General features: G+C 43.5%; 13 protein-coding genes. All 13 read right to left on the reverse strand.

From position 1 onward, the window contains the following. Positions 1–18: 18 nt before the first annotated feature. Positions 19–3,630, reverse strand: coding sequence for a hypothetical protein (locus MF4642_RS07550; RefSeq protein ID WP_078425811.1), 3,612 nt, complete (start codon positions 3,628–3,630; stop codon positions 19–21). Continuing rightward, on the reverse strand, positions 3,620–4,033 hold the full coding sequence (locus MF4642_RS07555) for a hypothetical protein (protein WP_078425812.1): 414 nt from the start codon (positions 4,031–4,033) through the stop codon (positions 3,620–3,622). Before MF4642_RS07555 ends, MF4642_RS07550 begins: the two co-directional genes overlap by 11 nt. After that, positions 4,033–7,425 (reverse strand): tape measure protein, encoded by a 3,393-nt coding sequence (locus tag MF4642_RS07560; protein ID WP_078425813.1) that lies wholly within the window; start codon positions 7,423–7,425, stop codon positions 4,033–4,035. Before MF4642_RS07560 ends, MF4642_RS07555 begins: the two co-directional genes overlap by 1 nt. Before the next feature lie 343 nt (positions 7,426–7,768). Beyond that, entirely contained in the window at positions 7,769–8,893 is a 1,125-nt protein-coding gene (locus tag MF4642_RS17050) for a hypothetical protein (RefSeq protein WP_193791711.1), read from the reverse strand. Next, positions 8,883–9,236, reverse strand: coding sequence for a hypothetical protein (locus tag MF4642_RS07570; RefSeq protein ID WP_078425814.1), 354 nt, complete (start codon positions 9,234–9,236; stop codon positions 8,883–8,885). Before MF4642_RS07570 ends, MF4642_RS17050 begins: the two co-directional genes overlap by 11 nt. 7 nt (positions 9,237–9,243) lie before the next feature. Then, complete coding sequence (locus tag MF4642_RS07575; RefSeq protein WP_078425815.1) at positions 9,244–9,522, reverse strand: DUF2845 domain-containing protein; 279 nt, start codon at positions 9,520–9,522, stop codon at positions 9,244–9,246. Positions 9,523–9,587: 65 nt separating this feature from the next. Next, positions 9,588–10,154, reverse strand: a complete 567-nt coding sequence (locus tag MF4642_RS07580) for a hypothetical protein (RefSeq protein ID WP_078425816.1) — start codon at positions 10,152–10,154, stop codon at positions 9,588–9,590. A 71-nt stretch (positions 10,155–10,225) separates the two neighbouring features. Then, positions 10,226–10,969 carry a hypothetical protein gene (locus MF4642_RS07585; RefSeq protein ID WP_078425817.1) on the reverse strand — a complete coding sequence of 248 codons (744 nt, stop codon included), beginning with the start codon at positions 10,967–10,969 and terminating at the stop codon, positions 10,226–10,228. Next, positions 10,962–11,141, reverse strand: a complete 180-nt coding sequence (locus MF4642_RS07590; protein WP_078425818.1) for a hypothetical protein — start codon at positions 11,139–11,141, stop codon at positions 10,962–10,964. Before MF4642_RS07590 ends, MF4642_RS07585 begins: the two co-directional genes overlap by 8 nt. Positions 11,142–11,149: 8 nt before the next feature. Beyond that, on the reverse strand, positions 11,150–11,602 hold the full coding sequence (locus MF4642_RS07595) for a hypothetical protein (RefSeq protein WP_078425819.1): 453 nt from the start codon (positions 11,600–11,602) through the stop codon (positions 11,150–11,152). Then, the gene (locus MF4642_RS07600) at positions 11,595–12,143 is read right to left on the reverse strand and encodes a phage virion morphogenesis protein (protein ID WP_078425820.1); all 549 of its coding nucleotides are present in this window, start codon (positions 12,141–12,143) and stop codon (positions 11,595–11,597) included. Before MF4642_RS07600 ends, MF4642_RS07595 begins: the two co-directional genes overlap by 8 nt. An 8-nt stretch (positions 12,144–12,151) precedes the next feature. Beyond that, positions 12,152–12,607: a gp436 family protein gene (locus MF4642_RS07605; RefSeq protein WP_078425821.1), complete on the reverse strand. Its 456-nt coding sequence runs from the start codon at positions 12,605–12,607 to the stop codon at positions 12,152–12,154. 8 nt (positions 12,608–12,615) lie between these two features. Continuing rightward, positions 12,616–12,969: a hypothetical protein gene (locus tag MF4642_RS07610; protein WP_078425822.1), complete on the reverse strand. Its 354-nt coding sequence runs from the start codon at positions 12,967–12,969 to the stop codon at positions 12,616–12,618. Positions 12,970–12,975 lie beyond the last annotated feature (6 nt).

Below are 12,975 nucleotides of genomic sequence, written 5' to 3' on the forward strand. Positions count from 1 at the left end.
TCATATTTGAATTAAAAGTTAAGCAACGCGGTCAATGTCACCGCGCAGCATGATTTGAAATGAGTCAGACAACACCGTAGGTTCAGACTGCTTCACGGTACGAATCACCCAGATCGGATGATTGGCTGCAATGGTGTTGAAACGCAGTACATTGCCACTCGCCCAGCCATTACCCCAACCTTCTTTTTTAATGCTGAAATAAGGGGCATTGGTGACTGGATTAATTGGGGAACAATCTTCAGTACGCACTCCCGTTCCGATCTGGCCAGAGCTTTCACCAATGATTCGGAATGCATCATTCGAGGTAAATACAATCGCCCAGCGCTCTTGAATATTGCCCTTGTTAGTAACATCAATCGGGTACAGAGTGTCGTTGTAGTTGGCTGAAATGGCAGCACCAACCGCTTCGTCCTTCCAAATGCTGTCCCACGTCGCCTGTACAAACTTACGTGTATAACGCGCTTGCATGTCACCAATCACAAGTGCTGAGCCAACAATCGTATGAGCTGGACCATAGTTGTGCGTCAGAGGCTTGGTGAAGGTCACTTGGCCATTGATTTTGACATCACGCACTAAGCCCATGTCCTGATAGCGGTACCTGGCTGAGATAGGTCCAGTTAAATTACCTAAGGCAAAATCACCGTTTAAAGTCACTTTGCCGTAGTCATAATCAACCACATACATATCAAATGGAATTTTAATCCCATCGGCATCTTCAAGTTCACACCAGGAGATCCGTGCATCATTCAATGGATAAGTTTGGCCAGCAATATAATCAGGTAATTCCTGCGACTTACTCGCACTCACAATCCCAATTTCACCCGATCGGAAAATCGGGACTCGTCCATCAATCGGCAAACGGACTGCAGATAGGCCCAGCAACTCAGCATCAATCGGAATATAGCTATAACCGACTGCGCTGTATTTGATGGTTTCAGGCAGCACCATAATGGGCTTGTGAATCCACTGCTTGGTGTCTTTGGTATATTCCAGCTCAGCTACATACCAATCCTGCGCCATAATTTCAGCACGGTTAGTAGAAGTCACTTCAATCTTTTGCCGAAAAACAAACTGGCCATAGCCCTGGTCAAAGTTAAAGAAACCATCACACTCCGCTGTATCAATGGTACCCGAGCCATCTGGGGTGATATTCAACACACCACCTTCCACCTTGGTTGCTGATAAAGTTAATGACTGCGCTCGAATTGGAATCATTGGTGCACGGTATGACACTTGGTTAGTTTTCACACTCTCCAGTTGTGTCACCAATGTCTCTAAGGTCGGATTATTCGCACCACCTATATCCCATGCAGATAGCTCTACCGCGCCATTTCCATAATGGATCTGGCCAGCTACCGTTCCTGCGCCTGTGGTCACCGATGGATTACGATACAGCGATCCGAGTTTATCGACATAGGTTGAATCAGCCAGTGTAAAGCGAACCGAACCTGCAAGAATCTGCTCTGCAAAGCCTTCGGTTAAATCCGTTTTTAGCATAGAACCAATGAGGGTATCCGACCATGATTGAGCTGCTGAACTATCACGATACGAGACACTCACTGTCACCGCAGTCGCCACTTCATTCAGGCTTAAAGTATGGGTCTCACTGGTATTTTCATACTTAATGGTCATCCCCAGCATGCCTGCCGCAATTGCCTCCTGAGACGTATTATGCGTTCCATAGTAAGGGCGCATAATCTTCTCACGCTCGATCGCTTCAAGTGTAGTACTTGGGGTGATACTCATTGTGCGCGACGCATAGTTGATCGTGCCCTGTTGCTGACCTGCTCCATTGATTAAACGTCCTGTAGAGGCATCAATCGGCATATCGCGCAGCTCAACCTCACCTAAATAGTTCATATACTTGACCGGTACACGCACTTTCACAGACTTAGGGATCAACGCAGCAGAGCCATTGTCCAATTCAATTGAGATCGTACCGCTGGTGGGTACCGCAGTCACTTGGATTGCTGATTTAGTGCCTTTTTGACCTGATACATTAAACGTGGTACCGCCATTGGGTAATAAGGTCGGCATCAAATTCGCTACACCATCCGCATAATCAATAGTACCTGTGGCATCACCTGTAAATTGCCCTTGGCCATTATCGGTTGCTGACTTAGCCACCCCATTCAATAACCAGTCAACAGTTAAGGTGCCTGCCACAATCGAATCATTTACAGGGATTTCGACATAGGCTTTATTGATGGTTAATCCTGAGCGCTCCTGAGCCGTGATCATATTACTCCACGTCATCAAGATTGCACTGCCGACATCTGCAAGTTCACCCGTAGTGAGTGACATGGTGCCGGTATCGTAATCAATGCTGCCTGATCCGAAGGATGAATCAGCACCGCGTAATTGGCCTGCACCATTGTCTCGAAGCGTGTAGACCTGATTCTGCACCAAGTATGAGACTTGCAAACTGCCCGGTGATGGCAGCGGGACCAAATTACGTAACCAGTTAAAACCGATGTTCTCCTGATTGACATAAATCAGCTCAGATTCAACAGGTGCTGTTACTGCTGCTGCAGGCATAAAGTTAATTGTTAGATTGGTGGTACCTGTCCCCGCACTTGCATTCCAAGCAATCGAACCGTTTTGATAATTGATGGTACCAATGGATGTACCTGCAGCATTCTTAAGTTCACCACCGACGTCGCTAATCACTGAGCCAAACAAGGTGAACTCTACTGACTTCGGCATGACGGATGAGCCGAGATACAGGCTCGACACAGTATTGATCGTGACATTATTAAAAGTCTTGGACAGAACCTCATCTTTAGCTTTAACAAACGCCACAGAGTCACCCGCAGCATTGATATTCACCATGGGGGTTTCAGTCTGAGCCGAGGGAACCAACTGCGTATAGACATCCTCGGCAACCACCGAATAGTCACCCACTTGTGCAGCTTCTTTTAAATTCGCACTGGAATAATACTTCCCCGTATCCGCCACAATAGTGTCACGGATGATGGTGGTACTCTTTTCACCGCTATACCATTGCTTTGCAGATAGCCCCACAAAATCGGCTTTTAATGCATCACTCAGGCCATAAGTGGCAATCTTATATTCCACCTGTTTGCCGTCGACCATCACATAAGCGGTTCGTGTTGTCACCTCCGTAATACGCAAATATTGCTCAACCTCTAAGGCTTTACCTTCATTTGAGATCAACACAATCGACTTGCCGATCGATGACTCTGCCTCCTGAGGAAACATCGCCACTTGTAAAGACTTCATGCCTTGCCAATGCGTGTCCAACGGTGTGCCGGCAATCTGCGCACCCTTGGCCAAGTAATTTTCAATTCGGTTTTGAGCGCTCGAACGTTCATCCGTCCAACTATCGGTACTGAATAACACGGCGGAGACATTGGGATCTTGCGCATTCTGAGAGATAAATACTGTCGCCCCCATCAAAGCATCGGTATCTGCTGTATCCACCGCAGCATAGATCTTTTGGATAGAAGTACGGCCCGTGGTTCGATCCATCTCAGAAATATCATTGAATAGGTTATTGCTTTGACCATCGACAATTTCACGGCCTGAGTATTTACCCCCACCATCTTCAGCATCTGTACGAATGCGTTCAGACTCAAGGAGCTTTAAATTTTTGGTTTCAATTGGCATCGCTTACCTCAATGAATCGCATAGTGACGTTAAAATAAGTATCAAGTGATGTTGCTGGAGTGCCTTTAACAGTAGAGCTTTCCAATGCACCGTCTTTATGATTCCAAATCACATTGAATACACGCTGATCATGTGGCCATTCAAACTGAAGCGTAAATTGCTCCTGCAGGTTTTGCCATAAACGAAGCGTGTTCAGATCGCGCAGCTTGATCCAACCTTTCGATTTATTAGCAGGCTGTAAGGTGATTGGTCGGCCTGCTTGTTTGCGTCCCTCTTGAATAATCAAGGCACCACTAATGGCATACTCCTGGTTCTGCTCAATCTCAGACCAGTTTTCATCAGACCAAAAAAAACCATCCTCAAGTTGGATGGTTTCTCCGGTCGACTTTCGTGTTAATCGCATTACGATCTTCCTTTAATTGCTTCAAGTTCTCGCATCATTTCCTCAAGAGCTGTGGCTTGATCGGGTGCTGCTGATACTGTCGCTGTTTGACCCGTTCCCATATCAATTTTGATTTCCACGCTTTGCTTGGTCTCCATACCTTCCATTGGTTGAATATCAAGACTAGTCGCAATAAGTGGAGCATCAGGCACGGCGGAAATTTGCTGAGCTGAATCCCCACTATTCGACAGTAATGAAGCATTACCACCACCTGAGCTGCGTGCTTGTGATTTCGCATTCAGCTCATCAGTACGCGCTTTCATCTTAGCTTTGAAATCATCCCAGTGGTCATTGGTGGCTTGTTGTTCAGGGCTTATTTCAGGTTGCTCACGTGAAGTCGCTTGGCTAACTTGACTCACAGTACGCTGAGTAGCAACAGCGGCTTGCTGGATCTCACCCAGTTTAGTAACTGTGGCTTTGCCTGTGGCATCTAGTTGGACCTCAAGTCCTAAATAAGCGGCCTTGGCATTCGCAGCAGCCATGACTTGAGCATTACCAGATGCTTGAGCTAATCGCACAGTTTCTTCATAAGCTTTTTGCAAACCCTCTTGAGTTGCTTCACCGCTTTTCATTACGGTATCGAGGTCAGTTAAGGCATTTTCCGCAGCTAATTTCAGTTGCTCTTTGGATTTAATTCCAAGTCGCTCCATTGCTGCTTCAGCAGGGTTTAGAGCAGCAGGCAATTCCTGACTTGCACGCTTAATGGCTTGCAAGCCCATCTCAACTTGTGATGTGGATAGTTTGCCTTGGTCGCCAAAGGATTGAAGCTTGGCTTTGGCTGCATCAAGCTCCACTTGAGATTTGGCAGTCGCCACCCACTTTTCCCAACCGGTGTAAAGTGCATTGGTTGCCTGCTCACCCTTTAAACCTAGCTCATCAAATCCATTTGCGTAATTATTCAAATGCACTTGATCTGCTGCAAACTTTTCAGAAACTCGACCCAAAGCTATATCAAGATCGATACCTAATGCGGTAGCAGCTTTACGAGCGCGAACCGCTGCACCCTCAACAACCTGTCCAGCTCCAGAATTAAGCTGATTCAGCTCATTAATACGAGTAGTCCTGTTGTTAGCAAGTTCAGCCTCTTTTGTATCAATCCCAGCAAGCGAGGTTTGTGCAGATGCGAGTGCATTCAAATCGCCAGTTCTTTTGGCCTGCTCAATCTGCTGTTCAAGTGCTGCACGCTCAATTGCTGCCTGTTTCTGATAAGCCAGATATTCTTCGTCCGCCTTTTTAACATTCTCCTTGGCAACCTTGAGCGCTTCCTCCTTAACCTTCGCATTTTCTGCTGCCTGTGCTGCACTAACACCAGCCTGAACACTGACCTTTCCAGCTTCATCAATAGTGACGATGTAACCCTTGGTGATAAGGTCAGCCTGCATCACGCCATCCATTACACCATTATTGGCTTTGATGGCAGCTTCTGCATAAGCGGTAACAGCATTTAATTTTTCCGCTTCAGAGGCCTTTTTACCATTAGTTTCGGCTTGTTGGTTGGCAAGCATCTGGTCTAAGGTGTTTTTTGAATCAGCTAAACGCTTTCGATTTGCTTCTTCCTCTGTTTGGGTTATTTCGGTAATTGCCTGACGTGTCGCCGATTTACTCTCCAGAGCGAGTTTGTCTGCATCAGCAATATTTTTCTCAGCTTGCTTAAACATGCGGTCAGAAGCATTTTGAGCTTGAGCCGCAAGCGTATCAAATCCTAGAAAACCTAATGCTTGAGCACTTAACGCATAAAGACCACCAGATAGAAATTGAATGCCAGACAAAAGCAATTTCAACCCAATATTCAACCCTGTCGCACCATCAGCCACAATACCTAATGCTATTTTAAAAACATTAAATAATGTCGTTAATCCATCAACATCCTCTTTTCCATTTAGAATCGCGTTGAGTAATGGCGATAGTGCATCTAGCGTGGATGTAAAAGCACTCCATGCTGTTTCAGCAATACCAGCTATACTGGATATGACTGTTCTAATTGTGTCATAAACAGCAGACAGAGTGCTTCTTATCGACTCAAGTGTGGACGGATCAATTTCTGACAACTTATCCTGAAACCACCCTATTCCATTAGCCACATCATCAAAGAATACTTTTAGAATCCCAAGATTATCAGCAATGATAGATAAAGCATTTGCAACCTTGGCACTCGATCCATTCGCCTGATCCATCTCACCAATAAGAATTTGCCACTGTGTTGAAATCTTAGTAAGCGCATTCCCGATAGTTGTTGGAAATTGATCAAAGGTTTGCTGAACAGCATCCTTCTGACTCAATAGGGCTTTATAGACACGCTCTGCTCCAAGCTCTCCATTGTCAGCCATATTCTTAAGTTCACCAGTGGTGACACCCAAACCTTTAGCTAACGCCTCTGCAACACCATAACCATTCTCCATCATGGAGTTGTATTCTTCTCCACGTAAGGTGCCTTGCTGCATGCTCTGGATAAATTGCTGCGTAAATGCTTCACTTGCTTGTGCAGACACACCACTGATTTGAATTGCTTGATTAATGGTTTTGGTTAAATCAAGGGAATTCTGTTGGGTCATTCCCAAGTCTTTGCCAACAGCATTTAATCTCGTGAACAAGTCACCTGTTGCACTCAAGCTTGAGTTTGTCATCAAAGCAACTTGGTGCACGCCAGCCATTGCTGACTTAAAGTCTCCACCATCCTTAGTTGCAATGTTGATTCTTGCAGAAAGGTTGGTGTAGGTATCAGCTACTTGGCTTAATTCACGAATACCAAGCCCAACGCCCAGTGCTGCTATAGCACTAGCAAGTGTATTTACCGCATACTTTGCACCATTCAATCCTTTCTGTGCGGTTTGTGCTGCTGAGTCTGTATCTTTCAGACTATTGTTGGCCTTACCAACCTCTCTATGAAATTCGAAAAACGCTGTTTCAGCCTGTTGAACTTCTCTCTCAAGTTGGTCTACTTGCTTCTGTGCAATCTCAATATCTGCAGGTGTAGCTTTTGTTTTTGAAAAGGCCTCAAGTCTGCTCTTCGCTCTTTCTAAATCTGATTTTAAGAATGCTAAGGATTTAACGGATTGATTGCCAGAATCAGTAAAATTCTTAGCCATATTTTTAGCATTGTCACCCGCATCACGAATGGTCTGCGTTGCGCTAGTTAGTGACTTTGTTAAAGCATCTGCTAATTCTCTACTTTTTGCAGGGACAATATTCTCTAAAGCTTTTGCAGTTTCAGCACTTGTCTGCTTCAACTGATCAGCTTCAGCTTTGATACTATCAAAAACTTTCTTGGTTACTGTTTCAGATTGCTTTGCAGCAGCGACAAGACCTTTGCTGTCACCATCCATGATGAGTTTAAAAGTTAGATTTTTTGACATTGACACCTCAAATTTCGGGCATTAAAAAACCGACCTCGTATTGGGTCGGCTTAGGATTTGATTGCTGATACTAATTCAGGGGACTTCCATGCGATTATCATCACTATGATGATAAATGTTACTTTCCAGAAACCATATTTATCCATGATTGCCTCTACAAATTTAATAATCACTGTTATACTTTCAGGCATAGATACTTTTCCTCTTTGCTTGCACTGTGAACTGGAAAAACAAAACCCCGATGCTTCCAACACCGGGGTTTTTCTTTGGGTGTAAAAAAACCACTCCGAAGAATGGTTGGTTTGGTTCTCTCTTATAAGTGTAGCTCTATTAAAAAAGCACCCTAGGGTGCTTTATTCAATCGACTCAGTAGTTTATTCAACTCATACTTATCAGAGAGTTGATCGGTTAACCCCGCTTCAACAACGTCTCTCGCTTTGGTTAAATACTTATCCTTTGTTGACTGCCTTTTAACAGTGTCACTCTTCCTGATATGCACATTAAAAATGTTTGTGTAAACACAGGTATGCGCCTTCTTAAACTCTACGATAAGCTTTGAGGTTATTGCCTCAAATGTTGTTTTATCAAAAATAAAAGCCTGCTGTCTGATTATCTCCAATTTGTTGCGCGCTAGGTCTAATCTACTTTGAGCAGTATCCAAATGGTGTGTATCCTTTACCACATCTAAACTCTCAACAATAATTTGCAACTCTCGTAAACAATAGTCCTTGATGGCATCACTATCTGAATAAAAATTTTCAGGATTATATAAGTGGTAATACGGAAATCTACCAAAAGCTAAATCGTAAGCTACCTGAATAAAAGTCTTCATATTCCGCTTCGCTTCCATTAACTCGTGGCTGAACCTTGCCCTGAGGTTTTTAGATAAAACATACTGACCTTTAGAAATCTTATCCCTAACATTTGATTCAGTTAAGCTTATTAAGCAACAACGACACCCTCGCTTTATTGTCATCCAGTGATCGACTGAGTGCTCTATAAATTCCTCATCAAGAACATGATAAATCATATTTTTATGCAGCAAACACTCCTTTGGGCAATGCATATCATCACAAGGACTCCATAAAACATATACTCTATCAAATTTAGACCCACTATTATTAAGTGCTGTTTCTTTTGCTTTTTTTTGATCCTCTAAAAAGCAATGTCTATTAAAAAACCACGCAGCATAGTAATGATCCTCTTTTAGCAACTCTCGATCTATTTGAGAGTGCAGAAACCTGGGGTTAATCTGAATGTACCTATCCACAAACTTCTCATATAAACTCGGGTATTTTTTAAGTTTATAATTTTTAATGTCAAATGCTATATCCAATATTTCAAACTTAAAAAAGTTATGATCAGCCTTGCATTCAACACCAATGCTGGATAAAAGGTTGATTTCCTCACCTGTAAATGAGCTATTAAACCAGTTTTTATAAGCAAACCTGCCGGCGCTATTGCTCATCAACCATACTTCCGCAATGTTTACACTTCCTTGCATCAAACCTAATTAATTCACGACAGTCTGGGCAATTGATTTGCTTAACTTCGTTTGAGCTATCGGCAATCGCTTTAGGCTGAAAAACATCACCCTGAACAACCTTGGTGCGCCTACCGTTGTAAGGGATGACAGCATCGCTTGAGCAAAACTTACAAACACCAATCCCACCCCGACGCCAAATCATATAAATAATGCCTGGTATCATCGCGAAGAACCAAAACAACACAAATGAGATTAAAGTGCTCCCTTTAAGTTTTGACTCTCCCACATTGTTACAATTTTTACACTCAACAACTTGCTTACCCATACCCACCTCAACGCCCACTACGAATAGTAGTAACTTTGCCATCTTCAATTACAACAGTAAAAGTTTTGCTGCCATCTACATAGTTTAGTTCACGTACTGAAACGTCTTTACCACCCACGTTTTTAACGTAGTCATAATGAGACGTTGGCTGGCCTGCGGCTGCAACGACTTCGCCATAGCTTTGACCTTTACGAACTTGTTTACCGTTAATGCTTGCCCCTGCCAAATTCGCATTTGCTAATGTAAAAACAGACATCAAAGCAGCTGTAATTATTAATTTTTTCATGAATTTACCCCTCGTTATAATTGGATAAATCATAACCTGCTAAAATTCACAGCACAATGTGAATGTTACTGGTCTTTCTCAAGACTCTTAATGAATTCATTGAACTTCTTATTGATAGCATTCTGCGCCCGAGTTGCAATCGCTAAATTACGCATCTTCATACGCTCAGCTTTTTGAGCCGCTTTGAGGTAGTGTCGGAATGAACCGTAGCTCATTTGCATGATGCTTTCATGTGAGTGTCCATTGGATACGAGAAGCTGAAATACATCAAACCAACTACTCTTTTTACGCGGATCTACATCGTCCCGGTATTTAGGTTTTGGCTCGGAAAAGAATGCGTCATTCACTTTAATGACAGCATCCAATAACAGGACATTGAGTTCATCCTGTTTCTTGAATAGATCGATGACCTGCTCAATACTGTGTTGCAAACAATGGGCTATCAATTGCGTCGATTCAAATGGATGAGTATCAAAGATCATTTGTGTGGTTTCATCTGGATGATTATTCAAAAAGTCTTTGATGACTTGCGCTGCACCCGACCACTCATCAAAGTTATGCATCTGCAGCTGGTACACCAATAGATCGCCAACTTTGACAGGTCGATTTGAAGCTATAAAAAAATCATTCATGATGAAATCTCAAAAAGTACAGGCACAAAAAAGATGCCTAATGCATCCTTATTTAAGTGCCTGTAGTGGGTTTATGCAGCTTTAGGGATTTGGGTGTAATAGCCGTATAAGCCAAGCGCACCATCTTTGTCTTTGGTCAGATCACCTAAGGCATCACCACTGATTTCGTATGAACCAAATTCTTCATGAATTAGGCCAAAGCTCGAATCGGGCGATTTAATTGTACGGTGCAAAGCTAAGAACACTTTGTCTTTGCTGATCTTATCAATGCCTTCAAAGAACAATGCATATTCAGCACCGAAATCAGATGCGATCGTAGTATGTGTCACGGCGCCAGTGGTATAACCAATCACAACTTTTGGCAAATCATCAAGAAACTCAATCGTGCCATAAACCGCATCTAGCTTATATTTCGTTGATTCAATAGGAACTGGTATTGATGCTCCATCAGTCACTGTTGGTAGAGTTAGATTAAAACCATCCAGTTTAATCTTCTGACCTTTGGTGACTGCACCTAAATCAAGATCAGCTACGGTTTTGGTCGCTACAGCTACATTTTTACCTGACAGGATATATGCCAGGTTATCAGCATCAACTTGCTCAAGTGTGCCACTGAACGAAACCGCAGTGGTGTTGTATAGCACCAAATCAGTCGTATCATCACCTGACATTGACTCGGTATGCTCAATCTTGTCAGCGGTGATTTCAAGCGTAAAGTCAGGAATGTTGCCAAGTTCACGCATGGCACCAACAACGCCTTCAACAATTGGGGCAAGGGAGAACTTACCACGCAATGAAATGTACTTCTTAGCCATTCGCAGGCACCTCTTTTGATTTTGGTTTGGCTTCTGCTTTTACGTCTGGTTTGATTGATTCAATCACACCATCTTCTAAAAGCTGTTTAATTTTTTCTTGTGGTAGATCACCCACAATTTGACCTTTCACCCATGGACCAATCGGCTTTAAGGCTTTGTATTGCATTTTCATAAGGTTCCTTAATCAGGTTCGGTTTGAATGAATAGCTCAGACTCTAAAACCACAGTTGAGTAGACACAGCTTTTAGAAATGTCTTCCTCTGTATTTATATAAATCAGTGGTTCAGCACTGGATTCAGGCTCCCAGCCACTCAGTTTTTTAATGATCTTAATGGTTAGATCACCAGCCATATCGAATGCTTTAGAACCATCTGTCACCTGAGATGCTGCATGCTTGCAACAAGCTGTCACTTCCCAGACCACCTTCAGCTTAAGTGCATCCCCCTTACTCACCACTCCTGCACTTTTGGTACGGCGGAAATTCACTTGAATGTTGGGTGTGGTTTGGGACAGTTCAGTCGTCATACCTAGATTTTTAGGGGTATAGATTTTCTTTACACCCCACTCATCCATGAATTGCTCGAGGCGCGCTACGATCTCATCTCGTACCGCATATAGATTTTCATCACTCATCTAGCACAACATCCTCAACAATGGTTAATAGATCCTGCTCGTCATCTACAGTTAAACCCAACCAAGCACGTGCAGGCATTTTCACGGTATAAGCACCAACGGTCACGTCTTGAGCAAAGTTAGATCGTGTTTGACGTACAAAACGATTACCGACAACACCGGTCTTTTGGTTCTGTCGGAAGTAAACCGTGCTTTGACGAGCCTCATGTTTGATCTCACCGCCAAAGTGATGGATCGCACCATACTCAACGTCTGTACCAACCTCAAAACCATTGCTGATGTTGTTGTTGGTGATAGAGTTCATTAGTCGCGATGTGTCACGAAGCGTGGTACCGCCTTGGCGCATCACCCTTACGGATAATGGCCACTTGCCGTATAAACCCTCTCCACGAGACCAGCGTTCGCGGATATTCTCCACCAAGGCTGCACCCATGCGCTCATAAAGTCTGGACTGACGCTCTTCAATGTCAGCATACAAACTTAAAGCCTTAGAGATCGCAGAGTCACCATCAGCGCGGATTTCAATAACTGCACCTGGCATCCATCACCTCACTTAATGCTCGGCATTTTTCCAAGGACATCGTCACCAAAAACACCACCTGTATAAGTCGTGCCTATTGGTGCTGTAGATGGTTTGTTTTTGGGTGTGTCATCTACAATCTGGTTAGTTTCCACATTTTGAATTTGCAAATGTGCTTTATTGGTAGCAACCAGCTTTAAGAAATTGACTGCTTCCTCATAAAGCTTGGTGATATGTTCAAGAGGCTCTTCAGTGTAAAGACGATAACGTGCGATATCACACACTATACGTTTTAAGTTGGAAGGTACGCTTGCAAGTGGTAAAGAATAACGGCTACCGATGTAGCCGTTAATTTCTTCCTCAGCATCCTGCAATGCGACTTGCACAACATCGACAGGATCTGCCCCACCTTCACGCCCCAACTTAAGCTCTTCAATCACCTGTGCACCAAACCGTGTTTTTAAATCAGCTTCAGTCGCGTACATAGATCACCTTACTTTTCAGCTGCAGCTTTCTTGGCTTCGGTGGTGGCTTTCTTTAAAGCAGCCTCAGAAGTAGCTAAAGCCTTTTCAAGATCAGCAACTTTTGCACTGAGCCCATCATTTACCTGATCACACTTGGCTTTCTCTTCAGTCATGATCTTGATAGTTCCTGCTTGTTCAGCATTTTCCTTTTCAAGTTCAGCTAAATGTTCAGCAGTACCATCGGCCTTAGGTTGTTCTGGAGCTTTTTCTTCTTCAATTGCTCCAGATGCTAAAAGGGCCTGAAGTTGTTTGTCTTCAAGCCCTTTAACTTCTTGCCCTGGTCGGAAGTGACCGAGGGACTGTTTTGCAATGTACTTTGGCATGATTTA

The organism is Acinetobacter sp. MF4642, assembly GCF_002018925.1.
GTDB classification, from domain to species: Bacteria; Pseudomonadota; Gammaproteobacteria; order Pseudomonadales; family Moraxellaceae; genus Acinetobacter; species Acinetobacter johnsonii.